Annotated in this window: 29 protein-coding genes; 11 read left to right on the forward strand and 18 right to left on the reverse strand. The window is 60.3% G+C overall.

Annotated elements, in window-relative coordinates; translation table 11 throughout:
* Nucleotides 1-8 precede the first annotated feature (8 nt).
* The 4 genes from dsbG to AAEZ10_RS11180 form a co-directional block, all read right to left on the reverse strand.
* A complete protein-coding gene (gene dsbG / locus AAEZ10_RS11165; protein ID WP_110601469.1) occupies nt 9-779 on the reverse strand; it encodes a thiol:disulfide interchange protein DsbG in 771 nt (256 codons plus the stop codon).
* A complete protein-coding gene (locus AAEZ10_RS11170) occupies nt 755-1,636 on the reverse strand; it encodes a TlpA disulfide reductase family protein (protein WP_137216170.1) in 882 nt (293 codons plus the stop codon). Before AAEZ10_RS11170 ends, dsbG begins: the two co-directional genes overlap by 25 nt.
* The gene (gene dsbD, locus AAEZ10_RS11175; protein WP_350569190.1) at nt 1,636-3,369 is read right to left on the reverse strand and encodes a protein-disulfide reductase DsbD; all 1,734 of its coding nucleotides are present in this window, start codon (nt 3,367-3,369) and stop codon (nt 1,636-1,638) included. The genes AAEZ10_RS11170 and dsbD overlap by 1 nt, the downstream gene beginning before the upstream one ends.
* A gap of 97 nt (nt 3,370-3,466) precedes the next feature.
* Nucleotides 3,467-4,159 (reverse strand): hypothetical protein, encoded by a 693-nt coding sequence (locus AAEZ10_RS11180; protein ID WP_071173086.1) that lies wholly within the window; start codon nt 4,157-4,159, stop codon nt 3,467-3,469.
* 253 nt (nt 4,160-4,412) lie between these two features.
* Here AAEZ10_RS11180 and AAEZ10_RS11185 point away from each other — a divergent pair, with 253 nt between their 5' ends.
* From AAEZ10_RS11185 to AAEZ10_RS11205, 5 genes are all read left to right on the forward strand, one after another.
* Entirely contained in the window at nt 4,413-5,093 is a 681-nt protein-coding gene (locus tag AAEZ10_RS11185) for a response regulator (RefSeq protein ID WP_016770812.1), read from the forward strand.
* Complete coding sequence (locus AAEZ10_RS11190; RefSeq protein WP_038860405.1) at nt 5,093-6,415, forward strand: ATP-binding protein; 1,323 nt, start codon at nt 5,093-5,095, stop codon at nt 6,413-6,415. The genes AAEZ10_RS11185 and AAEZ10_RS11190 overlap by 1 nt, the downstream gene beginning before the upstream one ends.
* 215 nt (nt 6,416-6,630) lie before the next feature.
* The gene (locus AAEZ10_RS11195; protein WP_122707202.1) at nt 6,631-7,152 is read left to right on the forward strand and encodes a GNAT family N-acetyltransferase; all 522 of its coding nucleotides are present in this window, start codon (nt 6,631-6,633) and stop codon (nt 7,150-7,152) included.
* Nucleotides 7,153-7,258: 106 nt separating this feature from the next.
* Nucleotides 7,259-8,671: an aspartate aminotransferase family protein gene (locus AAEZ10_RS11200; protein WP_122707200.1), complete on the forward strand. Its 1,413-nt coding sequence runs from the start codon at nt 7,259-7,261 to the stop codon at nt 8,669-8,671.
* Between the two features lie 82 nt (nt 8,672-8,753).
* The gene (locus tag AAEZ10_RS11205) at nt 8,754-8,978 is read left to right on the forward strand and encodes an MbtH family protein (RefSeq protein WP_016770808.1); all 225 of its coding nucleotides are present in this window, start codon (nt 8,754-8,756) and stop codon (nt 8,976-8,978) included.
* Between the two features lie 176 nt (nt 8,979-9,154).
* Here AAEZ10_RS11205 and AAEZ10_RS11210 read toward each other — a convergent pair whose 3' ends face one another.
* From AAEZ10_RS11210 to soxR, 10 genes are all read right to left on the reverse strand, one after another.
* Nucleotides 9,155-10,060 (reverse strand): metal ABC transporter substrate-binding protein, encoded by a 906-nt coding sequence (locus AAEZ10_RS11210; protein ID WP_024013667.1) that lies wholly within the window; start codon nt 10,058-10,060, stop codon nt 9,155-9,157.
* Nucleotides 10,061-10,960 (reverse strand): metal ABC transporter permease, encoded by a 900-nt coding sequence (locus AAEZ10_RS11215; protein WP_007917717.1) that lies wholly within the window; start codon nt 10,958-10,960, stop codon nt 10,061-10,063. It lies immediately after the preceding gene.
* Nucleotides 10,960-11,811: a metal ABC transporter ATP-binding protein gene (locus AAEZ10_RS11220; protein WP_350569194.1), complete on the reverse strand. Its 852-nt coding sequence runs from the start codon at nt 11,809-11,811 to the stop codon at nt 10,960-10,962. The genes AAEZ10_RS11215 and AAEZ10_RS11220 overlap by 1 nt, the downstream gene beginning before the upstream one ends.
* Nucleotides 11,808-12,737 (reverse strand): metal ABC transporter substrate-binding protein, encoded by a 930-nt coding sequence (locus AAEZ10_RS11225; RefSeq protein ID WP_056788579.1) that lies wholly within the window; start codon nt 12,735-12,737, stop codon nt 11,808-11,810. The genes AAEZ10_RS11220 and AAEZ10_RS11225 overlap by 4 nt, the downstream gene beginning before the upstream one ends.
* A 35-nt stretch (nt 12,738-12,772) precedes the next feature.
* The gene (locus AAEZ10_RS11230; RefSeq protein ID WP_350569197.1) at nt 12,773-13,348 is read right to left on the reverse strand and encodes a DUF6162 family protein; all 576 of its coding nucleotides are present in this window, start codon (nt 13,346-13,348) and stop codon (nt 12,773-12,775) included.
* Complete coding sequence (locus AAEZ10_RS11235; RefSeq protein WP_016770802.1) at nt 13,345-13,683, reverse strand: hypothetical protein; 339 nt, start codon at nt 13,681-13,683, stop codon at nt 13,345-13,347. Before AAEZ10_RS11235 ends, AAEZ10_RS11230 begins: the two co-directional genes overlap by 4 nt.
* On the reverse strand, nt 13,680-14,222 hold the full coding sequence (locus AAEZ10_RS11240; protein WP_073472512.1) for a PA2404 family protein: 543 nt from the start codon (nt 14,220-14,222) through the stop codon (nt 13,680-13,682). The genes AAEZ10_RS11235 and AAEZ10_RS11240 overlap by 4 nt, the downstream gene beginning before the upstream one ends.
* A complete protein-coding gene (locus tag AAEZ10_RS11245; protein WP_041478473.1) occupies nt 14,219-15,418 on the reverse strand; it encodes a PepSY-associated TM helix domain-containing protein in 1,200 nt (399 codons plus the stop codon). The genes AAEZ10_RS11240 and AAEZ10_RS11245 overlap by 4 nt, the downstream gene beginning before the upstream one ends.
* A gap of 214 nt (nt 15,419-15,632) precedes the next feature.
* On the reverse strand, nt 15,633-16,091 hold the full coding sequence (locus AAEZ10_RS11250; RefSeq protein WP_073472514.1) for a VOC family protein: 459 nt from the start codon (nt 16,089-16,091) through the stop codon (nt 15,633-15,635).
* A gap of 111 nt (nt 16,092-16,202) precedes the next feature.
* Nucleotides 16,203-16,655, reverse strand: coding sequence for a redox-sensitive transcriptional activator SoxR (soxR, locus tag AAEZ10_RS11255; protein ID WP_350569200.1), 453 nt, complete (start codon nt 16,653-16,655; stop codon nt 16,203-16,205).
* Nucleotides 16,656-16,748: 93 nt separating this feature from the next.
* Between soxR and AAEZ10_RS11260 the strand changes: the two genes are divergently transcribed.
* The 5 genes from AAEZ10_RS11260 to AAEZ10_RS11280 all read left to right on the forward strand — a co-directional run bounded on the left by AAEZ10_RS11260 (nt 16,749) and on the right by AAEZ10_RS11280 (nt 21,447).
* Entirely contained in the window at nt 16,749-17,111 is a 363-nt protein-coding gene (locus tag AAEZ10_RS11260; protein WP_016770724.1) for an antibiotic biosynthesis monooxygenase, read from the forward strand.
* Nucleotides 17,112-17,212: 101 nt separating this feature from the next.
* Nucleotides 17,213-17,482, forward strand: coding sequence for a hypothetical protein (locus AAEZ10_RS11265; RefSeq protein WP_073472521.1), 270 nt, complete (start codon nt 17,213-17,215; stop codon nt 17,480-17,482).
* Nucleotides 17,483-17,583: 101 nt separating this feature from the next.
* Nucleotides 17,584-18,198, forward strand: coding sequence for a LysE family translocator (locus AAEZ10_RS11270; protein ID WP_076563682.1), 615 nt, complete (start codon nt 17,584-17,586; stop codon nt 18,196-18,198).
* 205 nt (nt 18,199-18,403) lie between these two features.
* Complete coding sequence (locus AAEZ10_RS11275) at nt 18,404-19,570, forward strand: aminotransferase class V-fold PLP-dependent enzyme (RefSeq protein ID WP_350569203.1); 1,167 nt, start codon at nt 18,404-18,406, stop codon at nt 19,568-19,570.
* 68 nt (nt 19,571-19,638) lie between these two features.
* Complete coding sequence (locus tag AAEZ10_RS11280) at nt 19,639-21,447, forward strand: aminopeptidase P family protein (RefSeq protein WP_350569205.1); 1,809 nt, start codon at nt 19,639-19,641, stop codon at nt 21,445-21,447.
* A 44-nt stretch (nt 21,448-21,491) separates the two neighbouring features.
* Here the strand turns inward: AAEZ10_RS11280 and AAEZ10_RS11285 are convergent, their stop codons facing one another.
* Both AAEZ10_RS11285 and AAEZ10_RS11290 read right to left on the reverse strand, forming a co-directional pair.
* Nucleotides 21,492-22,088, reverse strand: coding sequence for a 2-hydroxychromene-2-carboxylate isomerase (locus AAEZ10_RS11285; RefSeq protein ID WP_122507880.1), 597 nt, complete (start codon nt 22,086-22,088; stop codon nt 21,492-21,494).
* Nucleotides 22,089-22,130: 42 nt separating this feature from the next.
* On the reverse strand, nt 22,131-22,859 hold the full coding sequence (locus AAEZ10_RS11290; RefSeq protein WP_350569207.1) for an SDR family oxidoreductase: 729 nt from the start codon (nt 22,857-22,859) through the stop codon (nt 22,131-22,133).
* Between the two features lie 91 nt (nt 22,860-22,950).
* On the opposite strand from AAEZ10_RS11290, the gene AAEZ10_RS11295 reads away from it, so the two are divergent.
* A complete protein-coding gene (locus AAEZ10_RS11295; RefSeq protein WP_016770792.1) occupies nt 22,951-23,520 on the forward strand; it encodes a TetR/AcrR family transcriptional regulator in 570 nt (189 codons plus the stop codon).
* Here AAEZ10_RS11295 and AAEZ10_RS11300 read toward each other — a convergent pair whose 3' ends face one another.
* Both AAEZ10_RS11300 and rhtA read right to left on the reverse strand, forming a co-directional pair.
* Nucleotides 23,521-23,802, reverse strand: coding sequence for a hypothetical protein (locus AAEZ10_RS11300; protein WP_016770791.1), 282 nt, complete (start codon nt 23,800-23,802; stop codon nt 23,521-23,523).
* Nucleotides 23,803-23,971: 169 nt separating this feature from the next.
* A complete protein-coding gene (gene rhtA, locus AAEZ10_RS11305) occupies nt 23,972-24,859 on the reverse strand; it encodes a threonine/homoserine exporter RhtA (protein ID WP_122611553.1) in 888 nt (295 codons plus the stop codon).
* Nucleotides 24,860-25,438: the final 579 nt, after the last annotated feature.

A 25,438-nucleotide genomic window follows, 5' to 3' on the forward strand; every position in this document is an offset into this window, starting at 1 on the left:
TGAAAAAACTACTTAGGCCCGAGAATCTTCACCAACTTGTCCGGCGAAGGCGCGCCTTGCTGTTGTTGCAGTTCGCCTTTGTCATCCATATAGAAAATCGCCGGGGTGGCCTGCAGTTCAAGGTCTTCCATCAACTGCATGTTCGCCGCGAGTTTGCTCTGCACGGCGACCGGAATGTCTTTCAAGGCCTTGAGGGCGCTGCCCTTACCGGCGCTCTCATGATCTTGCAGAGCCTTGGCCGGGTCTTTCGCCGCCAGCAGCGCGGCTGATTTGCCCGGGCTGTCTTCGCGGATGATGCCGACCATGATGTGGCGCAACTGCACTTTACCGGCTTTGACCCATGGCCGCGCCTGTTCCCAGAACATGTTGCAGTACGGGCAGTTCGGATCGCTGAACAGGTACACCGTGCGCGGTGCATCCTTGTTGCCGTCCTGAATCCAGTTGCTCGCCTCGAACTTGGCCCAGACTTCCTTGGACATCGGTGCGTAGACCAGTTTCTGCAACGGCTCGCTGCTCAGGTCCTTGCCGTCGGCATCGTACAGATTACCCACCACGACGTGTTTGCCGTCCGGGGTCAGGTACAGCGCCATGCCGCGATTCTGGTATTGCGCGGCGTACCCGCGCAGGCCATCGGGGGCGTCGAACTGGCCGACGATTTTCGCGCCCTTGGCTTCGATCTTTTTGATTGCGGCGGGCAGTTCTTCAGCAGCCTGCACCGACGGCAAGTGCAGCAGGGCAGTGCCCAGGGTCAGCGTCAGCAGGTGGCGGAGGCGGGGCATGGCAGTTTCCTTGCAGAGTTGGCCGGGGCAACGGCCTGATTCGGGCTTGAAGGCGAAGTGTCGAAGGTTTCCAGGGCGCGGGCGAGGCTGGCGTTCGACAGTTCACCGAGGTGACTGGTCAGCAAGCGACCGTCCGGGCTATAGAACAGCGTAGTCGGTAACGCCATGGAACCCACGGCCTGACCGAGACGGCCGCGGCGGTCGAACAGCACGTTGTTCAGGCTCAGGCCCTGGGTTTCCAGGAACGTCGCCACGCTTTGCATGCTTTCGGCCTGATTGACGAACAGAAATGTCAGGTCAGGGCGCTGTTGCTGGGCATTCTCCAGCACCGGCATTTCTCGCCGGCACGGCGGGCACCAGGTCGCCCAGAGGTTGATCACCAGCGGCCCGCCCTGATACTCACTGAGCTTGATGGTTTCGCCAGCGGCGTTGCGCAGGGATATATCCGGCAGGCGCGTACCCTGTTCGTAGATATTCAGCGACAGGGTGGCAAGCAGCCAGAACGCCACGCCACTGACCACGCCGAAACCCAACGGTCGACGCAAAGCGGGCCGGCGCCAGCCGCGATACAACGCCGCCAGCAACAGCACGATGACCCCGGGCCAAGCGAGGAAACCGCCGTCGCGCAGATCGATGATCTGCCACGGGTCATTGCGATAGTGCGACCAGTACAGCGCGACAAACGCAACGCGCGCCGCGAGCATGCCCAGCAAAAACAGGCTGAACAGCGCCGACTCGGGGTTATCGCCGCCACGCTTGGCCACCCGCCAGCCGACAAACGTCGCCAGCGCCAGAGCACTGATCAGCAGCAGGTGGTTGAGCGCGATGGCGAAGGTGCCGAGGGTGAACGTCAGCATCAGTTGGCATCTCGGGTGGCGGACCAGCGTTGCAGGAAAGTATCGGCATCGACCTCGCCGGTGATGCGCTGGCTGCGGCGTTCTTCGCCGTCAGCGCCGATCCAGATGAACGTCGGCGGCCCCGGCACTTTATAGCGACTGAGCAGCTCACGGCTCGCAGCGTTGTCGGCGGTCACATCCAGGCGCAGCAGGCGCACGTCGCTCAGGGCCTGCATGACCTTGGCCTCACCGAACACCTTCTTCTCCATGACCTTGCACGCCACGCACCAGTCGGCGTAGTAATCGAGCAACACCCACTGGCCCTGAGCCTTGGCTGCATCGAGTTCGCGTTGCAGTGCCGCCGGTTCCTTGATTGTGCTGAAGGCATCGTGACCCGTCGGCGCCGCGCTGGCGACAGGGCCGGCGCTGTAGACCTGCAATGGCTGATACGGATCATCACTGCCGCCCGCCGCACCGATCACTAACAAGCTGCCCCACAAACCGAGCAGCAAGGACAGGGCGCCAAACATCTGCGCGACGCGGCCAAACCCTGCGGATTGTTTCCAGGCGCTGTAAGCGGCGATCAACAGCAGTGCGCCACACAGCCCCAACCACAACGACGGGTCCAGTACCGGGCGCAGCATCAACAATGCAGTGGCAAGAAAGAGGAAGCCGAATATGCCCTTGAGCAGGTTCATCCACGCGCCGGGTTTCGGCAGGAAACGGTTGCCCACGGTGACCAGCAGCAACAGCGGCACACCAATGCCGATGCCCAGTGCAAACAGAATCAGACCGCCGTGCAACGCGTTACCGCTCTGCGCGATGTACAGCAGCGCGCCGGCCAGTGGCGCGGTCATGCACGGCCCGACCAACAGACCGGACAATGCGCCCAGCACGCCGGCGCCGATCAGGCTGCCGCCGCTGCGGCTGCGCGACGCATGTTCAAGACGATCACGCAGGGCCACCGGCAGTTGCAGCTCGAAGAAGCCGAACATCGGCAATGCCAGCACCACGAAAATGGCGGCAAACGCACCGAGCAGCCAAGGATTTTGCAACCACGCCTGCAGGTTCGCACCGAGCAGCGCAGCAATCACGCCCATCGCCGCATAAACCAGCGCCATGCAGATCACGTAGCTGCTGGCCAAGGCAAACCCGCGCCGTGGTGTGGCGCCACTGCCGACAATCATCCCGGCGAGAATCGGCAGCATCGGCAGCGAACACGGAGTAAACGCCAACAGCAGGCCGAGTCCGAAGAACACCAGCAGACTCCAGCCCAGCGCCCGTTGTTGCAGACTGCTGGCCAAAGCCTGATCCGGGGCTTCAGCGCCCGTTGTTGCTGCGGCTTTGCCACCCAGATCGATCACCCGGGTTTGCGGTGGATAGCACAGACCGGCATCGGCGCAGCCCTGATAACTGACCTTGATCTGACCGCTGGCGGCCGCCGGGATTTTCACTTCCAGGCCTTGGCGGTACACCGGCTGCTCGCCGAAAAACTCATCGCTGTGGGATTCGCCTTCAGGCAACACTGGCTGCTGGTCGGCGGCCAGTCCGTCGAATTTCAAACGTTTCTGATACAGGTAGTAGCCGTCAGTGATCTGCCAGAACAGCTGGGTTTCGCCCGAGTCCAGACGCTCGGAGGTGAGTACGAATGCCTTGTCGACGGGTAAAAAATCCGGCTTGGACTCGAACGGATTGTTTCCGGCCTGAGCCAGACCGGAAACCAGTAGAGCAAACAGAAGAAAAAAATGACGCATGGAGGAGCCTTGTCCCTGTGCAAGTGGGGTGCAGGATGGGCGGCGGCGATTAACCGATAATTAACCCTATCCTACTAGGCTCTCCGGGATTGACCAATCAACCACGCAGCAGGCCGGGCCAATTGCCGTCATCAATGGTTCTGGGGCCGGCAACGAGTCGATCGGACTGAATGTTGTAAGTGAGGTACTGATTATTGGTCAGGAAGATATACCAGTAACTGTCTGCAAATGTCCGGTCATTCTGCGCCGCTGTGATTATCCGGTCCTTGTAAGGTTTCAGCGCGCCCAGCTGATATTCGCCGAAACGGTTGTACTTGACGGTCTTGGCCTTGTAGTCGAAAGACAGGTAGTGGCCGTCATCGAGGATGAATCGAAACAGGAAAGGGTAGCCGGTCAGTTGAAACCAGGTGCCGGCGATGATCTTGTCAAAATATGGAAGAATCGGCTTCCATACCGAGTCGGCTACCTTGTAGAAGGCGGCAACTTTATCGCTGTCCTGATCGTATTTGCAGACCATCGGAGTTGTTCCGTCATAGAAGAAAAGCCAGGCAATATCCTCGTCACTTCCGGCGTTCCAGCCGAAGGAAGTGGTAGTCAAGCCAAAGCGCAGATCTTTGGTATACGGGGCAAAGTTGTCCCAGTTGCCTGCCGTGGCGGCTGGATAATTGGATGGGACACTATTGTCGCCAATATCAAAGCGCGAATAGGTATCGGTGTCCTTGAAGAAAAAATAAATTCGATCAGGGCCGGAGCGCCAGTCTATGGCAACAAAGTTATTCAAGTTGGTCATGTTTAAAAGTCCATTTAAGTTTGGGGTTGAAGTTGCCGGTTGAAACTAGATGAAGTTGCATTGGCGATAAAGGCTGGAATTGTTTCCGGATGGGTAACGGGGTAATAAAGTTTGCATGGCATGCTCGCGTCGGTTGCTGGGCTGCGACAACCTGACTGCATTCTCGTGCAGCTTTGCGAAGTCGACGTGTGCCGCCATAATTGCCCCTTAATCCTTGCCTGCTTCACTCGCCTTTTTTATTTCCGGAGCCCCTATGCACGTACTGGTTTGCGAAGACGATGAGCTGATCGCCAGCGGCATCGTCGCCGGGCTCAAGGCACAGGGCCTGACCGTCGAGCATGTCAACACCGCGTCCAAGGCGCGGGCGATGCTCAAGGTCGCCGAATTCGACGTGATGGTTCTCGATCTCGGGTTGCCCGACGAAGATGGCCTAAAGTTGCTCCAGCAATTGCGGCAGAGCGGCCTGGAAATCCCGGTTCTCATCCTCACTGCCCGTGACTCGGTGACCGATCGTGTCGACGGTCTGCAGGCCGGCGCCGACGACTACCTGCTCAAGCCTTTCGACCTGCGCGAACTGTTCGCTCGCTTGCAGACGCTGTTGCGCCGCGTGGCCGGGCGCAGCGTGAATCTGATCGAGCATGGCGCGCTTACTTACGACCCGAGCAGCCGCGAAACCCGCCTCGCCGGGCAACCGGTGGACCTGTCGCGCCGCGAGCAGTCGCTGTTGCAGGCATTGCTGCACAATCGCGGCCGGGTGCTGTCCACCGAACAGTTGAAGGACAGCGTCTACGGCTTCAACGATGAACTGGAAAGCAACGCACTGAACGTGCACATCCATCACCTACGCAGCAAGCTTGGCAAAGGCATCGTCGAAACCGTGCGTGGTCTGGGCTATCGCCTCGGGCCTGCCGATGGCGGAGAGCAAGGCAAGTGATGAGTCTGCGCCTGCGCCTGAGCCTGACGCTCGGCGCTGCCTTCGCGCTGATCTGGGCGCTGGCGGCGGCGTGGATGCTCAGCGATCTGCGCAATCAGATGATGTTCTCCCTCGACCAGCGTCTGGTCGCTTCGGCGCGCATGGTCGCCGGTTTGCTTGAGCAATTGCCGACGCTGCCGAGCAAAGGCGAGGGCACCCACTTCAGTGCTGAACAGCTGAACATTCCCGGCGGCATGGCCTGTCAGGTCAGCTCATTGCGCGGCGAGATTCTCGCGCGCAGCCACAACAACCCCGAGCAAGCGCTGGAAGCCGAGAAAATGGGCTTCCACGATCAAATGATCGACGGCGCCCCGTGGCGCAGTTTCACCCTGGCCCGGGGCGATGTGCGCATCACTACGGCGGATCGGCAGATCGAGCGCGAAGCCTTGAACATGTCGATTCTGCTCGCTGCTTCGGTGCCGGTCGGTGTGGCCTTGCTGGGCTGCCTGTGCCTGCTGTGGCTGGGCATCGGTCAGGGTCTTGCACCACTCAATCGTCTGCGCGAGGCGCTGATGCGGCGCAATGCCGATTCCCTTGAGCCATTGCAGCTGCAGGCGTTTCCCAGCGAATTGAAGCCGTTGCTGGAAACCCAGAATCAGTTGTTCCAGCGCATCGGCAAGACCATCGAGCGTGAGCGTCGCCTCACTGGTGACGCCGCGCATGAACTGCGCAGTCCGCTGACGGCGATCAAGACCCACCTGCAAGTCGCGCGCATGACCGACGGCAGCGCCCGCGATCAATCGCTGGCCCGCGCCGAGGAGGGCGCCGATCGCCTCCACCGCACCCTTGAACAGTTGCTGCTGCTGGCGCGGGTCGAAGGCAGCCTGTCGTTCGATGACGGCTCGCAATGCAGCGCCGAGCAAGTGGCCCGACTGGCGATCCAGGACGCCACTGGCGGCGAGCGGCTGCGGATCAAACTGCACGTGCCGGACGACTTGTCCGCCGCGCCGCTGCAAATGCCTGCTGTGCTGGCGATTGCTGCACTGCGTAACCTGCTCGACAACGCCCTGCGCCATACGCCTGAAGATTGCGCGGTCGAGGTCCATCTGGAAAACATCGGCAATCGCGTGCGTTTTGTCGTGCGTGACCATGGCCCTGGCATTGCGCCAGATGATTTGCAGCATCTGACCCAGCGCTTCTGGCGCAACGGCCAGAGCACCGGCTGCGGCTTGGGGCTGGCGATTGTCCAGGCGATTGTCCAGCGCTGTGATTGTGCCCTGCATTTCGACAGCCGCCCGGATGGCTTGCGGGTCGAACTGACCATGCCGTTGCAAACCCTCTGATCTCACCTTGGATCCCCTGTGGGAGCGAGCCTGCTCGCGAATGCGGAAGTCATTCAACATCGACGTTGACTGGTCCGACGCTTTCGCGAGCAGGCTCGCTCTCACAAAAGAACATGTTCTGCCACATCAAATGTAACTTCTCGGCGTTCGCTATCCGCCAGGGTTGGGGCTAAGGTCAACCCAGCTTTGACTCAATGGATTGAGGGAACTGCGCCATGGAAGCACCCGTCTGCATACGTCCGGCCACCCTGGCCGACACCGGCATCATCAACCGTATTGTCGAGCGTTCGATCCGTATCGGATGTGCACTCGATCACCGCAACCATCCACTTCTCGTCAGCGACTGGCTCAACCGTTCTCCCGCCGATTTCATCAGTAGCCGGCTCGCCGACCCACATTTCTATCTCTGCGTCGCTTTGCTTGATGACAAACCGGTTGGTGTCGGCATGGCTCGGGTCAGTGGCGAAATCCTGCTGTGTTACGTCCAGCCGGAATCCTTCCGCCGAGGCGTCGGCCGGGCGCTGATGCAGAATGTCGAAGGCTGGTTGCGGGTTCGCGGTGTGCGCAATGCTCACCTCAACAGCACGCGCACCGCCGAGGGGTTCTATCGGCACCTGGGTTACCAACAGGCAGCGCTACCCGGTCTCTGCAACGGCTTGCAAACCGTGCCGCTGCGCAAACCTTTGTCCTCACCGGCCGGACAACTCGATCACGGGTGTAAATCCGCACCGCGCTGAAGCGTTTCCAGAACAGGAAAACCTGCAAGTGCGCCCCGCGACCGGAACGCGCACCTGTCGGTGTGCTGTTCTGGTCACTATCCATAGCGAATTGAGGGGTCGAGAGATGTCAGTCGCCACCAGTCTTATCGAAGCGTCGTCGGCCCGGGTCGCCTCGGCGCCGGCGGAAACGTTATTCGAATTCAACGAATCACCGTTGTTGGCGCGGCAGAGCCGGCAGGAGTCCAACGCGCGCAGTTATCCTCGGCGTATTCCCTTGGCGCTCAAGCGTGCCAAGGGCTTGTATGTCGAGGATGTTGAAGGACGTACATTCATCGACTGCCTGGCTGGAGCCGGCACGCTGGCGCTGGGGCATAACCACCCGGTGGTGATCGAGGCGATCCAGCAAGTGCTGGCCGATGAGTTGCCGCTGCACACCCTCGACCTGACTACGCCAGTCAAGGATCAATTCGTCCAGGACCTGTTCGGGCTGCTACCGACGGAGTTGGCGGCGCAAGCGAAGATCCAGTTTTGTGGCCCGACCGGCACCGACGCCGTGGAAGCAGCGCTGAAACTGGTGCGCACCGCAACCGGGCGCAGCACCGTGCTGTCATTTTCCGGCGGTTATCACGGCATGAGTCAGGGGGCGTTGAGCCTGATGGGCAGCCTGGGGCCGAAAAAACCACTTGGTGCGTTGCTCAGCAACGGCGTGCAGTTCATGCCTTTTCCCTACGATTACCGTTGCCCGTTCGGTCTCGGCGGCGCAGCGGGCGTCAACGCCAATCTGAGTTATCTGGAAAGCCTGCTCAACGATCCCGAGGCCGGGGTGCAATTGCCGGCGGCGGTGATCGTTGAGGCGGTACAGGGTGAGGGCGGGGTGATTCCAGCGGATGTCGAGTGGTTGCGCGGCTTGCGCCGGATCACCGAGAAGGCCGGTGTGGCGTTGATCGTTGATGAGATCCAGAGCGGTTTCGCCCGTACCGGCAAGATGTTTGCCTTTGAACACGCGGGTATCGTTCCGGATGTGGTTGTACTGTCCAAAGCCATCGGTGGCAGCCTGCCGTTGGCGGTGGTGGTTTACCGCGACTGGCTCGACACCTGGCAACCCGGCGCCCATGCCGGCACGTTCCGTGGCAATCAGATGGCCATGGCCGCCGGTTCAGCGGTGATGCGCTATCTGCTGGAGCACAAGGTTTGCGAGCACGCAGCCGCCATGGGTGATCGACTCAGCGAGCATCTGCACATCCTGCAACGCGACTTCCCGCAGCTGGGCGATATTCGTGGTCGCGGCCTGATGCTCGGCGTTGAACTGGTCGACCCGAACGGCGCGCCCGACGCGCTCGGTCATCCGCCAGCGTTTGCGCGTCTGGCGCCGCTGGTCCAGCGTGAATGCCTCAAGCGTGGCCTGATTCTGGAGCTGGGCGGTCGCCATGGCGCGGTGGTGCGCTTCCTGCCGCCGCTGGTGATCACTGCCGCGGAAATCGATCGGGTGGCCGAGATCTTCGGCCGCGCATTGGCCGCTGCCACCACCGCGCTGTAAATTTTTCCGCGCGGCGAACGTTCTTTCTACATACCCGGCTGCATTCTTTGTGCAGCCGACCTTACAACGATGGAGAACCAGCATGACGTCAGTATTCGACCGCGAGGACATCCTCTTTCAGGTCGTGGTCAACCACGAAGAGCAATACTCGATCTGGCCCGATTACAAAGCTGTGCCGCAAGGCTGGCGCACCGTGGGCAAGAGCGGCCTGAAAAAGGAATGCCTGGCCTATATCGAAGAAGTCTGGACCGACATGCGCCCACTGAGCCTGCGCCAGAAGATGGATGCGCAAGTCGCGGCGCAATAAGCGACCGGGCATAAAAAACCCGCTGGACCAGTGATGGTCAGCGGGTTTTTTCATGTCTGGAGAGTGACGTTGTGGGTGCGGGCCTCTTCGCGAGCAGGCTCGCTCCCACAGGGAATCGCATTTCAACTGTGGGAGCGAGCCTGCTCGCGAAGAACGATCACGCGGACTTACTGAAACTACGCTCCGCTCAACCCCTTGAGCAACAAATCCACATTCCCCTCCAGCTCCGCCAGCGGATCCGCCGCATCGGTACTCAACACCACCAAACGGCTGCCGGATTCGGCAATCGCTGCTTTCACCGGCTCCGCGGGCTGGCGATGGTGCAGCACCACTGCCACGTCATTGTCCTTTAGCGTCGCCGTCAGCTTCTTCAACTCCTCTGGGGTCCAATCGGCATCAGGCCGCGCGTCCTGTCCAGCCAGTTCAAGGTTGAGGCTGCCAATCAGATAGCCGAAGTGATCGCTCAGGCTCATCACGCTCAGGTTGTCCGCCTCGGCCAGACGCGCTTCGGTGTCCGCGCTGAGTTTCAGCAAACGCTGTTTCAACGCCGCCAGGTTGGCTTCGATTGCAGGCTTGGCGCTCGGCGCCAGGCGCACCAGGTCCGCCGCCATCACATCGGCCATGCGCCCCATGTTGTTGCTCGCCAGCCATGGCTGACTGTTTAGGCCATCAACCTGCAGGCCCGGCTGCACGGCGATGCCGGGCAGGGCGCCGTCGACCGGGCGCGCAGCGTCGACTTCGACGATACGGATATTGCTGCGCCGCGCGATCGGGTACAGCGGATCATCGGCCCACAGCGAACGCAGACCGATTACCGCGTCCGCGTCGGTGGCCAGTTTGCTCAGCGCCGGAGCGCCACGGCCGGTGAAATACGCAGTCTGACGGCTACCCGGAAGGTTGGCCGGCGCCGCACGTTCAAGTTTGACGTCGGTACCCTTGAGCAATGCTTCGCCCAATCCATAGGTGATCGGTAACGAGGCCAGAACGCGCAACGGTTTCGCAGTTTCAGCCGCCATCAACGGAGTGCAGACCACGCCACACAGGGCCATGGCCAGAGTCAGGTTACGCAATGAAAAAGCCATTTATCCAAGGTTCCCTTTCAGGCTGGGGACGACGCCGCGCGCAATGGCGGCGAGGGCGAAAGCGATGCCGGCGACCAGAATGATCGCGGCGCCGGACGGGATCGGCAGATCGAAGACGATCGGCGCAAGAATCCCGCACAGGGTGCTGACGGTAGCGATCAGCACCGAGCACCAGAAAAACCCTTTCAGCGACTGACTGAGCAAGCGCGCCGCTGCCGCAGGAATCACCAGCAAGGCACCGACCAGAATCGCGCCAATCACCTTCACTGCCGCGACGGTGATCAAGGTCACCAGGATCACGAACAGGTAATCCAGGGTCTTCACCGCTACGCCACGCACCGCCGCCAGTTGCGGATTGAAACTGGCGAGCATGATGCGGTTGTACAGCGGCAGGGCGAGGGCCATGACCAGCGAACCGACGATCGCCAGCACCGCCAGATCATTGCCGTTGACGGTCAACACCGAACCGAACAGCACGTTTTCCAGAATGTGCACGTTGATCTTGCCGGCGAGAATCAGCAGCAGGCTCGCGCCCAGTGCCAGTGACACCGAGAGAAACACGCCGATCAGCGTATCCGGTGCCAGCCCGGTGCGGTTGCGCAGGTAGTTGAGCAGGATGCCGAACAGCAGGCAGTAGCCGAACAGACTGCCGTACGGGCCGGTGTAGGGTTCGCCGAGCAGGATGCCGATGGCGACACCGGTCAACGCGGCATGGCCGACTGCTTCGGAAAAGAATGCAAAGCGCTTGACCACCACCAGCGTGCCGAGCCCGCCCAGCACCGGGCCGATCAGCAGGCCGGCGAGCAGGGCGTTGACGACAAAGCCGTAGGCCAGCGCTTCCGGCAGATAACCGGAAGACGCCCAACCCTGGACCATCAAACGAAAGGCTTCGTAACTCATCAGACCGCGCTCCGTGGATGGGTGGAAAACAGCGTCAGCAGACGCTCCGGAGTCAGTGCCTGTTGCGGTGTGGCATCGAACAGCACGCGGCGGTTGAGGCCGGTAACCCGATCGGCCAGCCGACCCACCGCTTCCAGGTCATGCTCAATCCACAACACCGTGATCCCCGCCGCGCGCCAGTCAGTCAGCAGACGTTCGAACACCTGGATCCCGGCCTCATCGAGGGCCGACATCGGCTCGTCGAGCACCAGCAGTTGCGGCGCCGGAATCAAGCCCTGCGCGAGCAGCACCCGCTGCCGCTCGCCGCCGGACAGCGCGCCCATGCGCCGCTTGCGCTTGTCCTGCATGCCGACGCGCTCCAGTGCCTCGCCGATGGCGCCGGCGTAGTGTTTGCTTAAACCGAGAAAGGCCGGACGGCGTTGACACATGGCGGCCATGAAATCGTCGACGGTCATCGGCAAGCCGCGATCAAACTCCAGCGCCTGCGGAACGTAACCAATGGTGCCGGGCTCGCCGGGCCAGTGCAGGCTGAGCTGGCCCTGATGCGGCATCTGCCCCAGCAGCGTTTTGATCAGCGAACTCTTGCCGCCACCATTGGGGCCGACCAGCGCATGCACGCTGCCGGGCTGCACCTGGAAGCTGACCTTGTCGAGAATCGTCGTGCGCCCCAGCGTCAGGCTCACTTCCGTAAACTCCAGCGATGGCCCGGTTATCCCCTGTGGGAGCGAGCCTGCTCGCGAATGCGGTGCGTCATTCAGCGAAGGTGTTGCCTGATCCGGCGCCTTCGCGAGCAGGCTCGCTCCCACCGGGTTATTGGTGTTGTCAGGGATCAAGGTTTCTTTCGACGTCATGCCCCCGACTCCTGAATCGCCCGAACCACGGTGTTGAGGTTGCCGGTCATTTCCTTTTCGTACTTGTCGGCGGTGTATTCGCCGTAGGAAATGTGCGACAGCGGGTACAGCTTCACTCCGGATTCGCGCTGGATGGTGTCGACGTAGCTGGACGGGAAATCCATCTCGGAGAAGATCACTTTGACGTCGAGTTCACGCAACTGGTCGATGGTCTTTTTCAGCTGACTCGGGCTTGGCTCGATGCCGTGGGCCGGCTCGACCACGGCCGTCACTTCCAGACCGAATTCACGCAACAGATAGTCGTAAGCCGCATGCACAGTGGCCACGCGCAGTTCGGCGTTGGGCGCCTGGGTCAGTTTGGCCAACGCGTCGGCGCGCATCTGCCGCAGGCGTTTGCCATAGGCGCGCGCGTTTTGCGTGTAGGTCTTGGCGTTGTCCGGATCGATCTTGCCCAGCTCGCGGGCGATGTTGTTGACCTGGGCGATGGAGGCGCTGATCGACAGGAACGTGTGCGGATTGACCACTTTGCCGGCGCCGCGCGCAGCGACACCGGTGGCCGCCAGCAATGGCACGTTTTCGTTGGCTTCGATGGTTTTGACGTTGGGAGTTTCGCTGGCGGCGATCATCCGGTCGGCGAAGTCGTCATGACCGACGCCGTTGAGCACGATCACGTCCAGTCCGCTGATGCGCTTGATGTCTTCGGCGCGCGGTTCGTAGGCGTGCGGATTGAAGCCCGCAGGAATCAGCGGAACCACTTCGGCCTTGTCGCCGACGATGTTGGCGACGTAGCTGTAATACGGATGCAGGGTGATGCCGATGCGCAGGCGTTTGCCTTGCTCGGCGCTGGCCAACGGGCTCAGCAGGCAGGCGCACAGGCCAAGCAGAAACAGGCGTAACAAGGGACGGCGAGGAGATGAAATGGACATGGGCAAGCAGTCTTCTCTCGGATAAAGGCGAGGAATCAATGGCGATGTTCGCGGGTAACCCCGGCATCGAATTGCGCGACGATCTGTTTCCAGCCAGCGGCGGACAGCGCGGCGTCAGACAGATCTTCAGCAGGCGCGGGATCGGCGCTGCGCTTGAGCCAGATGTCCGGCGCCGCGTTGGCGTCAGTGCCGACACGCATCAGAAATGAACCGGCGACATCAGGCGTCGCACTGCGTCCGAAATAGGCGCGTTCGGCGAGCATATGCCATGCGTGACCACCACGGCTGACCGAACTGGCGTCCTGCGCGAACGGCGCGAAACCTTCGTCGGCCAGCATTTGTGGCGTCGGCAGGGCTTGTTGCTCTTCGCGCAGCAAGCGGATTTCGTCGAGGGTCACGCGCAGGTCGGCATAAATGCCTTGCTCGGCGGCGCTGAGATCGCGGCGGGCGTCGTACTGGTTGCTGGCGACCGGCTCCGGTTCATGGGAAACCCCGCGCCACGCCACCACCGAGCCGGCGACCGCGAGGATCAGCAGGCACAACAGCAGCACGTTGAGGGTTTCATGGCCGGCGCCGGCCGGGCGTACCACTTGCGTCGTCGGGCTACTCATGGGGCTTCGATATCCGCCTGGTCGATTTCCACCACGTGGCCTGGGCCGGCGTCGAACAGCACATAGAACTCGCTGCCGGGCTTCTTGAACGTCAGCGTCGAGTCATCACCCAATTTGCCCGGCACCAGAATGGTTTCGTCGTAGCCGATCACATCGAGGGTCACCCCCGGCGCGCCGCTGCCGTCGGAGAAACCGCCGGTGCATTTGATCTGTTCGGCATCGATGGCTTTGCATTCGCACATCGGGTTGTGCGCCAGGGCGCTGGCGCTGAAACCGGCGCTCAGCAGCAGCGCGGCGCTGGCGAGCAAACGGGTCTGAAGGGGTGAGCGAGTCATGGTTTGGCTCCTTGTTTGTTCAGCCACGCAACCGTGGCGGGGGAGGCTTGGCTCAGGGGAATCGCGGCTTGGTGCATGCTGCCGTCCCAGCCTTCCATGGTGATCCACAGCTCGGCGTCAGGTTTGGTCTTCGCCGGGATCGGCATTTGCGTGCCCATGCGATAAGGCGTACCGAAGAAGATCGTGCCGGCGGCGCGCAGACTGCGCGGCTTGCCGATGCGCAGGTAAGTAGCCTTGACCTGCTCGACGCAGGTATCACAAACGGCGGCAGTGAAATCCTTCATATAGCCGGCCGGACCGCTAAGGTGCGGCGCCTCGTCACGCAGTTCGGCCAGGCGCAGGCTCCACGGGCCGACCTGAACGTTGCCTATTTCACGCTGGCCCAGGCCACTGTCGCCGCGAAACAGCGAAGCATCGGCAAAGTATTTCGGCATGAAGCCCAGCGGGATCAGCAACAGCAGGACATTGATGTGGAAACGCCACTTGTGCCAGAAACGCGACAGGCGCGACGGCGGTGTGACCGAGATGGCTTTATTCACAGGCTCGCCTCCGAAGTTTCACGGCGCAGCGCCGGTTGGGCGGTGACGCGGTTTTTCTTGTCCTCGCGTTTCAGCGCATTGGCGGTGGCCAGCGCGGTGCGCTTGGTCCAGATCAGCAGGCCGCTGAGGATCATCATGCTCAGCAACAGACCGAAGAAGAACCAGATCAACTTGATCCAGATGCCACCGAAGTCACCGGTGTGCAGCGGGCGCATGGATTCGGTGACGAATTCCAGCGAGGACCGATCGGACAGCAACCGTGAGGAAGCCATTTCGCCGTTGTACGGGTTGAGAGTCGCGGTCTGATACATCAGCGGATACCAGCCACGGCCGCTGACGCTCATGTGCGAGTAGGCATTGCCCGGCAGGTTGACGTAGCTGGCTTCCAGCCCCGGAATCTTCTGCTGGGCGATTTCGATGGCGCGGTCCAGGCTGATGCGCGGCGGCGGGGTGCCGGCGGCCGAGATCGGCACACTTTCGCGGGACATCGCCGGAATGATCGGTTCGCTGGAAATGGAAATCTGGTTATCGAACAGGATCGCTTTGATCAGGAACCAGATGCCGGTGATGGAAATCACCGCGATGAACCAGATCGACCAGATGCCGCACAGGCGATGGAAGTCGCCCCAGAAGATCCGCGCACCATGGCGAACGCGCAGGGTCGGGCGCAGAAAACCTTTCCAGAAGCGCTTGTAGACCACCAGCCCGGTAATCAGCGACACCAGCATCGGCACGCCGAGCAATGACACCAGATACCAGCCCCAGCTGTAGCCGTTGGTGAACGGCACCAGCCACCAGCCGTGCAGGGCGCGGGTGAACGCCTTGAAATCGAACGCCGGCGCGGTGCCCTGAATGACCCCCGTGTACGGATTGACATAGACCGTCAACGAGCGCCCGTCGGGGTAGCTGACTTCGACATCGAGGGCAAAGTGCGACTCGTCCGGACGATTGATGCTCTGCACCAGGGTTTGCGGCTCGGCCTGTTTGATCGCGGCGAGAATCTGGTCGTAGCTAAGTCGCGGCGCATCGTCCGACGGCTGACTGGCGCGCATTTGCGGGTTGGCCAGCCAGACAATCTCCTGGCTGACCACCGCCAGCGTGCCGGTGACACAGACGATCAGCACAAAGAACCAGATCGGCAACGCCAGCCAGCTATGCACCAGGAACCACAGTTTGGAACGGGATTTCTTCGACATGATTGCGCGTCTTGATTGCGGTGGAAGGGGCCGGGCTACGGGCTTCGCAGCACGGAACTCCCCGGGAGGCCGTTCGTGGCTTTTGCCTACGCGAACGGCCTGCATTCCTATAAGACGGATGAGCGAAGAAAATCCCGAAAGCGGATATGAAAGTAAATGTTTCGCAATTACATCGGCAGTGCATTTTTGCCGGTCGATCCGAGGCAAAAAGCCCTCAGCCTTGGCTGAACATCTCCATCGCACGCTGGCGAATCTGCTCTTCGCTCAGATCCTCTTTGTGCGTGGCGAGAAACCACAGATGGCCGAACGGATCTCTCAGCGTGCCGCTGCGATCACCGTAAAACTGGTCTTTGACCTCGGAGACGCTTTGCGCCCCTGCATCCAGCGCCTGTTGAAAGGCTTGGTCGACATCGGTGACATACAGGTGCAAGCCGATCGACACTGCCTGCTGCGGATTGCTCAACGGCCCTTGGTCGCAAGGCGTGCCGAGCATGATCGCGCTGTCGCCGATGCGCAGCTCGGCGTGGCCGATGTTGCCGTCGGGCATGGTCAGGCGCATGACTTCGCTGGCATTGAAGGCTTTCTTGTAGAACTCGATGGCCTCGGCGGCCTGTTGGATGCCGAGATACGGGGTAATGCTGTGATACCCCTCGGGAATGGGTTTGACGCTCATGACGTTCTCCCTGTTTTTGTTTTCAACAGATGTGGTTAAACCGGATTTACCCGGAGCAATCACTATAGAACCGTCCTCGCTGCGCAAATTGTTCGCCGACGAGCAGCCTCATCACTCATCGCGAAAGTGCGGGCCTGGCCCTCGGTCACTGAGCATGTCGCCTTTATTGCGTAACGGACACGCTTCCATGGACAGACAGCCGCAGCCGATGCACCCGGTGAGCTGATCGCGCATCAGCGTCAATTGCCTGATCCGTTCGTCGAGCTCGCGCTGCCATTGTTCAGACAGCATTTTCCAGTCCGCCGCCGATGGCGCGCGATCCTGCGGCAGGATCTTCAGCGCTTCGCCGATTTCCGCCAGCGGTATCCCCAGCCGTTGCGCGACTTTGATCAACGCCACCCGGCGCAGGACGGCGCGTGGATAGCGGCGCTGGTTGCCGGCATTGCGTTCACTCTTGATCAAACCTTTGGCTTCATAAAAGTGCAGCGCCGTGACCGCGACGCCACTGCGCGCCGCAACCTCACCCACGGTGAGAGGCTTGTGCACCTGGTCTTTGCTGATCATGCTGAAAATACCCTTGACCTTGACTTAACTAGAGGTTTTACCCTGCAGCTCTTCGGGTCGCAAGGCTCGCTTCAAGATGAGTGGGGGCTTTCCATGAGCAATCGCAGCTTTACCCAATTGATCGAATTCGAAATCGAACCCCGCCAGCAAGCGGCGCTGGTCTCGGCACTGGCCACGCAGACCGAGGGGCTGGCCCAGCGTTACGACGGGTTTCTCAGCGCCAGCGTGCAGGCCAGCGACGACGGCCGCCGCGTGCTGAGCTTTTTGCAGTGGCAAAGTCGCGAAGCGGGGGAGGCGGCCTTTCGCAGTTTCGAAAGCGGCGAGGAGGATTTCTGGCAATTGATCCGTACCCATCGGGCGAAAACTGTGACCTTCAACTCGTTCCAGGTGCACAGCAGTATCGCCCGCAGCCACGACGACGCGCTGCACTGCCGTTTGCCGGTCAGCCAGTATTAACGCAAAGCTGATAGCCACTATTGAGAGCGTTGATTTCTGCGCGAGCGTGCCCGGGCGTAGCCTTTCTCCATCGACCCCACATTGCTCGCCAGGACGCTCCCATGAACCGTTTACTGACTGTTTCGCTGATGCTCGCTGTTTCCGTACTTGCCGGTTGTGCCGGCCATGTTTCGCCCGAGCTGCGCCCTTACACCGCTGAAGAATCCCGCGAACTGGCGCTGGAAGCGCTGAACCGCAGCGGCTTGTCGTTCGACGAATACCACGCGAAAAAAGCCCGATTGCTCGGTCAGCCGCAGAAGACTTTCGGCTTCGACCAACAGGGTGAGATGAGCGCCGAACGTGCCATACAGCTGCACGGTCGTCCGAGCTGAAAGCAAACTGTACTGCTTGAAGTTTTCCCTAACTGTCCGTGGGTTTGCCGGGCCGTGTGGGATAGGGTCAACAGCTGAACGACCCTGGATGGACTGCCTCGATGAACCTCTCGCTTGATCTGCTGTTGGCCTTTGCCCTGTTTGCCCTTGTCACCTCGATCACACCGGGGCCGAACAACACCATGTTGCTGGCATCCGGAGTGAATTTCGGTTTCAACCGCACCATTCCGCACATGCTCGGCATCAGCTGCGGCTTCTTCCTGTTGGTGGTAGCGGTGGGCTTTGGCCTTGGCGCCGTGTTTCAGGCCTATCCGATTCTGTATACGGTGCTGCGTTATGTCGGCGCGGCGTATTTGTTGTATCTGGCGTGGAAGATCGCCCACTCCGGCCCGGTCGGCGACAGTGCCCACGGCGAGGCGAAACCGATCAGCTATCTGGGCGCCGCGGCGTTCCAATGGGTCAATCCCAAGGCGTGGATCATGGCCATCGGTGCCATCAGCACGTACACGCCGATGCAGGGTTATTTCTATAACGTCGTGATCATCGCGGCTGTGTTCGCCATCATCAATCTGCCCAGTGTCGGCCTGTGGGCGGCGTGCGGCACGCTGTTGCGCAATGTGCTGAAAGATCCGCGCTGGTTGCGCGTGTTCAATTGGGGCATGGCGGCGCTGTTGGTGATCTCGCTGTATCCGTTACTTCTGGAAAGCTTTCACTGACGCATTGCTTCAATCGCCGGCCCGATGCCTGTTAAGCTCGGTTTCAGGAGCGTTCCTACGCACTTTTAAATGAAGCCCTACTTCTTTAACGGCATCCGATCAGGTATTGATGACGCTCTCGAACCCATGCACAGCTCACGAGGCTGTGCATCGTCGTTTGCAGACACGAGCCTCCTGATCCCGGAACACGCTCTGCGAGTCCTTTATGAACACACGTCCGTTGTATTTCGATTACGCCGCCACCACCCCGGTGGACGAGCGGGTCATCCAAGTGATGATCGAATGTCTGGGCTTTCACGGTAACTTCGGTAACCCGGCGTCCAGCTCCCACGCGTTTGGCCGGCAGGCCCGGCAGACGGTCGAGCAGGCACGTCGGCAAGTCGCCGATCTGGTCGGCGCGCAGCCTGAGCAGATTGTCTGGACCTCCGGGGCCACCGAATCCAACAACCTCGCTCTCAAAGGTGTCGCTCAGGCCCGTGGCGTTTGCGGCGGCCATATCATTACCAGTCAGATCGAACACAAGGCCATTCTCGACACCGCGCGGCAATTGCAGGACGCGGGCATTGCCGTGACCTATCTGGTGCCGGACGCCCAAGGCTTGATCACGCCGCAAGCGGTCAGCGAAGCGATGCGTGACGACACCTTTCTGGTCTCGCTGATGCTGGTCAACAATGAGTTGGGCACGGTCAACGATGTCGAGGCGATTGGCGAAGTGGTGCGCACTCGGCAGGCGTTGTTTCATGTTGATGCGGCGCAAGGCGCGGGCAAAGTCGCGATCGACCTGAGCCGCTGGCCGGTGGATCTGATGTCGTTTTCCGCACACAAACTCTACGGCCCCAAGGGCATCGGCGCCTTGTATGTCGGCCCGCAGGCGCAGCAACGCTTGGAGGCACAGATCCACGGCGGCGGTCATGAAGGTGGCCTGCGCTCCGGAACCCTGGCGACTCATCAGATTGCCGGGATGGGCGCTGCTTTCGCTTTGGCCGCCGACGCATTCGATGAAGAGAAAAAATCCATCATCGCTTTGCGCGAACGCTTGCTCGAGCAGCTTTTGAAGTTGCCCGGCGTGCGCCTCAATGGCAGTGCCTCGCAACGTATTCCGCACACCCTGAGCCTGACCTTCAGCGAGGGCGAGTTCAACAGCGCGGCATTGAGCCATTCGATCGCGTTTTCCGCGACGTCGGCGTGTAATTCCGCAAGTAATGCGCCGTCCCACGTGCTGCTCGCGCTCGGACACGATGCGCAGCTTGCGGGGCGCACCATTCGCTTGAGCCTCGGGCGGTTTACCACCGTTGAGGATGTCGACAAGGCCGTTGACCTGATCACAACCGCCTGCGCCAGTGCCCCGGCATTCTGGGCGACAGGGCTCTAAACAGCAGACGCTTTCCATGGCCGCGAAGGCTACGAACAATAACGATGACGCGATTAGCAGGAGACATGATGAGTTCCCACACCTTGACCGAAGGATCGGTGCCTCAGCGCCTGGCGCATACCCGTGAACTGATGCGCCGCGAAGGCATCCATGCGCTGCTGGTGCCGTCCGCCGACCCGCATCTTTCGGAATACCTGCCGGGTTACTGGCAGGGCCGGCAATGGCTGTCGGGTTTCCACGGTTCGGTCGGTACGCTGATCGTCACTGCGGATTTCGCCGGCGTGTGGGCCGACAGTCGTTACTGGGAACAGGCGACCAAAGAGCTCAACGGCAGCGGCATCGAACTGGTCAAGCTGCAACCGGGGCAACCGAGCCCGCTGGACTGGCTGGCCGAGCAAACCCCCGAGGGCGGCGTGGTTGCCGTGGATGGTGCGGTAATGGCGGTGGCTTCGGCGCGCACACTGAGCAGCAGGCTCGAGGCACGCGGTGCTCGCCTGCGCACCGATATCGACCTGTTGCAGGAAGTCTGGCGCGATCGCCCGAGCCTGCCCAACGCGCCGATCTATCAGCATCTGCCGCCACAAGCGACCGTCAGCCGTGGCGAGAAACTGGCGAAATTGCGCGAAACCTTGCAAGAGCGTGGCGCCGATTGGCACTTCATCGCCACCCTGGATGACATCGCCTGGCTGTTCAACCTGCGTGGTGGTGATGTCTCGTTCAATCCGGTGTTTGTTTCGTTCGCCTTGATCAATCAGCAACAGGCCACGCTGTTTGTGGCGCTGAGCAAGGTCGATGCCGACCTGCGCGCTGTGCTCGAACAGGATGGCGTAACGCTGCGTGACTACAGCGAAGTGGCCGATGCGTTGCGTGCTGTGCCGAGTGGCGCGAGCCTGCTGGTCGATCCGGCGCGAGTGACCACGGGGTTGTTGGATAACCTGGACAGTGGCGTGAAACTGGTCGAAGGCCTCAACCCGACCACGCTGGCCAAGTCGCAGAAAAGCGAAGCCGACGCGCAGCACATCCGTAAAGCCATGGAGCAGGATGGCGCGGCGTTGTGCGAATTCTTTGCCTGGCTGGAGTCAGCGTGGGGACGCGAGCGCATCACCGAACTGACCATCGACGAGAAACTTACCGCTGCCCGTGAGCGGCGTCCCGATTACGTTTCGCTGAGCTTCAACACGATTGCTGCGTTCAACGCCAATGGCGCGATGCCGCACTATCACGCTACCGAAGAGGAGCATGCGCTGATCGAGGGTGATGGTCTGTTGCTCATCGATTCCGGTGGTCAATACCTCGGCGGTACCACAGACATCACGCGCATGGTCCCGGTGGGTACGCCGACCCAAGAGCAGAAACAGGATTGCACTCGCGTGTTGAAAGGCGTGATTGCGCTATCGCGGGCACGATTCCCGAAAGGCATTCTGTCGCCGCTGCTCGACGCCATCGCTCGTGCGCCGATCTGGGCTGACAACGTCGACTACGGCCACGGCACGGGTCATGGCGTGGGCTATTTCCTCAACGTTCACGAAGGTCCGCAAGTGATCGCTTATCAAGCGGCACCGGCACCGCAGACGGCGATGCAGCCGGGGATGATCACGTCGATCGAACCCGGCACTTATCGCCCGGGCCGCTGGGGCGTGCGCATCGAGAACCTGGCGATGAACCGCGAGGCCGGCAGCAGCGAATTCGGCGACTTCCTCAAGTTCGAAACCCTGACGCTGTGCCCGATCGATACTCGCTGCCTGATTGCTGAGCTGCTGACTCAGGAAGAAAAGCAGTGGCTCAATGCTTATCACAGTGAAGTACGCGAGCGTCTGAGCCCGTTGCTGGATGGCGCGGCGCTGAGCTGGCTGAACGAGCGCACTGTGGCCATTTGATCGATTTACCCAAGGCACCGCTCGCGGTGCCTTGGGTCTCGGCTTCAATCCTGGCGCAATGCCTCTTCCAGGAAGTCGAGTCGATCCTGACCGAAGAACAACTGATCGCCAATGAACATGCTTGGGGCACCGAAAACGCCGCGCTTGATGGCGGCTTCGGTGTTTTCCTTGAGTGCGGCTTTTACTGATTCATCATTGGTCAGCGCCATTATCTCTTGGGGGTCGAAGCCGTTTTCAGTCAGCACGGCGGCAACGGTTTGCGGATCGTTGAGGTTACGGCCTTCTACCCAAAGCGCCTTGAACAGGCAATCGACGAACTCGGCGAAACGCTGCGGCTGGCGCATCTGCATGCCAGTGACGGCACGCATCAATATCAGCGTGTTGATTGGAAAGTGCGGATTGAATCTGAGCTGTACGCCGTAGCGTTTGGCGAAGCGATCGAGGTCCTGAAACATGTAGCGGCCCTTGGCCGGAATCATTGCCGGCGAAGCGTTGCCGGTGGCTTTGAACACGCCACCCAACAGCATCGGGATGTAGATCAGTTCGCTCTGGGTATCGGCGCAGATTTTCGCTAGCTGGGTGTGCGCCAGATAGGTGGTGGGGCTGCCGAGGTCGAAATAGAATTCCACGGTTTTCGTCATGATCAAATCGCTCTCTTATTGTTGTAATGAGGGGGGGAGGGCTTACCAGCGTTCGTTCCATGGGCGCAGGTCCAGCTCAAAGGTCCAGGCATCCCGTGGCTGACTGTGCAAATACCAATAGTTTTCGGCGATGTGCTCTGGATCGAGAATGCCGTCCTGATCCTTGGTCGCGTATTTCTCGGGAAAGCTGTTGCGGATGAAGTCGGTATCGATCGCACCATCAACTACGACGTGGGCGACGTGAATGTTCATCGGCCCCAACTCTCTCGCCATGCTTTGCGCCAGTGCGCGGATGCCGTGTTTGGCTCCGGCGAAAGCGGCAAATCCAGAAGCACCGCGCAGCCCGGCCGTGGCACCAGTGAACAGAATCGTGCCGCGCTGCCGAGTGACCATGCGCTTGGCCACTTCACGGGCATTGAGAAAACCGGAGAAGCAGGCCATCTCCCAGATCTTGAAATATTTGCGCGCGGTTTCTTCGAGAATGCTGCAGGGCACGTTGGCGCCGATGTTGAAGACAAAGGCCTCGATCGGGCCGACGCGGGTTTCGATGTCTTCGATCAACGCGATGACATCTTCTTCCTTGCGCGCATCGCAGGCAAAACCATGGGCCTCACCGCCATCAGCGATGATTGCGTCAACCAGAGGCTGCAATTTGTCGGCGCTGCGCCGGGTTACACAGGCTATAAATCCCTCACTGGCAAAGCGCTTGGCAATGGCCCCGCCCGTGGCATCACCGGCCCCGACAACCAACACGACCTTCTTGTTATTCATGGGTGAATCCCTTTGGGTTAACGATCGTTTAGTTAACGAACGTTATGCTAGGATTCAGGCAGCGTCAAGGCGATCTACTTCAGGAGATGACATGCGTTATTCGGCCGGACACAAATCGGAAACCCGCGAACGATTGCTGCAAAGCAGCGCGCTGTCGGCAAAGAAATCGGGGTTTTCCACGGTGGGCGTGGATGGCCTGATGAAAGCCATCGGTTTGAGTGGCGCCGCGTTCTACAGCCACTTTTCATCCAAGGATGCGTTGTTCGCTGCCATCGTCGAGCGAGAGTTGAGTGAAAGTCTTGAGCGCCTTGGTGGCCAGGGCGGTGCAGATCGGCAGCGGCTGGAGCGTTGTCTGAAGCAGTACCTGAGCATGGCCCATGTCGAGCAACCCGAGGCCGGTTGCGCGCTGCCGACATTGGGCGCGGAGATTGCCCGTGCCGATGTACAGGTGCGTGAGCAGGCTGAAGAATGGATCTGCCGCCTTCAGCAGGGCTGGGCCGAGATACTGGAAAGCGAGAGTCTGGCCTGGTCGGTGCTGTCGCAATGCGTGGGCGCATTGGTGGTCGCGCGGATGCTGGCAACACCGGACGTGCAGCGTACGGTGTTGCGCTCGAGTCACGAGGAAATTACACGTCAGCTCGCTTTGCCACGAGCCGAGTAGTTATTTGCAGATGACGATCATGCTGCGGCTGGTATAACCGGCGGGGTTCAAGCCGAACGGATAATCGCCAGGTTCTTCGACGGTGTCCCCGGATTTGGCGATCACCTTGTAACCCTTCGGCGCGCAGGAATTGGCGGCGCTGGTGTAGCACTTGTCCCATGAGGATGAAAGTCCGGAACAGTTGATATGCAGCCCCTTCTTGCCGCGTTTGACCTGGGTTTCCGAGGTCGCTGCGCAGCTCGCGATCGCCAGCAGGGCGATCAGTAGCAAAATTCGTTTCATTACCATCCTTAATAGCGGCCACGAGTCTGGTGCTCGGGTCTGCCTGTATTCGCTCGCGTTTGCAGCGTTGTGCCGTCCTTTGCGAAAAAATCCATGCCTGGCGATGGGTTACGAAGCTAAACATGGCCTAAATGAGCGCCAATTACCAGGCCCCACTTTCTATAACGCTTCAGTCGGCCGCGACAGCAGGCTTTGCTCCGCTGCCCATGGTCATGGTTGCGCCCACTGACGCCAGAATAATGCACAGGATGGCCAGCCATTGTGACAATGAAAGGTATTCCTGGAGAAAAAGCAGACCTGATAGTGCTCCGAAGGCCGGTTCGATACTCATGAGCGTGCCGAAGGTGCGCGCGGGCATACGCGTCAGGGCGACCATCTCCAGGGTATAGGGCAGGGCGGTGGACAGAATGGCGACGCCGATAGCGATCGGAATCAGTGATGGTGTAAGCAGCGCAGAGCCGGCATGAACAATGCCGATTGGCGCCACAAACAGCGCGGCGATCATCACGCCGAGGGCTGCGGTCGTCACCCCGTTGTCGGCGCCGGCCTTTTGCCCGAACAGAATGTACAGCGCCCAGCACACTCCGGCGCCCAGCGCATAGCCCGCTCCGACCAGATCAATGCCGGCAGTGGTAGCCCCGGTAGGTATCAACAGAAGCAAGCCGGCTGCAGCAAGCGCAATCCATACAAAATCGATGGCGCGGCGAGAGGCATATATAGCTACAGCCAGAGGGCCGGTGAATTCCAGTGCAACGGCGATGCCCAGCGGCACTGTGCGCAGCGACATATAGAAGAGGAAGTTCATTCCGCCCAATGCCATTCCGTAGACGATCACGGTACGAAGAGACTTGGCGGTCAGCTTTGCACGCCATGGGCGCAGTATCAGCAGCATGATCACGCTGGCAAAGATCAAGCGAAGAGTGGTTGTTCCTTGTGCGCCGATAATGGGGAACATGCTTTTGGCCAGAGAAGCGCCCGACTGGATGGACGCCATGGCTATCATGAGCAGGCAAACCGGAAACAATGTGGAAGCAAGGGAGCGAGGTTGATCATTCATTGCGCGGCAGCATCCAAGGCAAAAACACAGTATTGTTGTGGTAGTGGGCAATATACTGCGCATTGGATGGGGGCGCGTCTATATATAGAAAGCGTTTTTGCTGATTTGAAAGAAAAGCGAAATTAACGGTTGACGGCAGATTCCAGAGGTCTATAATTCGCCCCACTTCCGGCGCAGTCGAAACGGAAAACTCCTTGAGATTCAAAGAGTTACGCAGTTTTCGACAGCGGCTTGCTTCAGATCATCGAAGCCTGGAAGGAGTTGAAAGAGCAGTGATGTTTGGCTCTTTTAACGGTTCGATCTTCTCGGTCGAAAGCGGAGAAAAAGAGGTGTTGACAGCAGCGATTAACGCTGTAGAATTCGCCTCCCGCTAACGAGAGATCGGAAGCGCAAGTGGTTGAAGTTGTTGAAGAATTCTTCGAAAACTTCTGAAAATAATCACTTGACAGCAAATGAGGCTGCTGTAGAATGCGCGCCTCGGTTGAGACGAAAGATCTTAACCAACCGCTCTTTAACAACTGAATCAAGCAATTCGTGTGGGTGCTTGTGCAGTCAGACTGATAGTCAACAAGATTATCA

The organism is Pseudomonas sp. H26/SER47-MNA-CIBAN-0231, assembly GCF_040310465.1.
Lineage (GTDB): Bacteria > Pseudomonadota > Gammaproteobacteria > Pseudomonadales > Pseudomonadaceae > Aquipseudomonas > Aquipseudomonas atacamensis.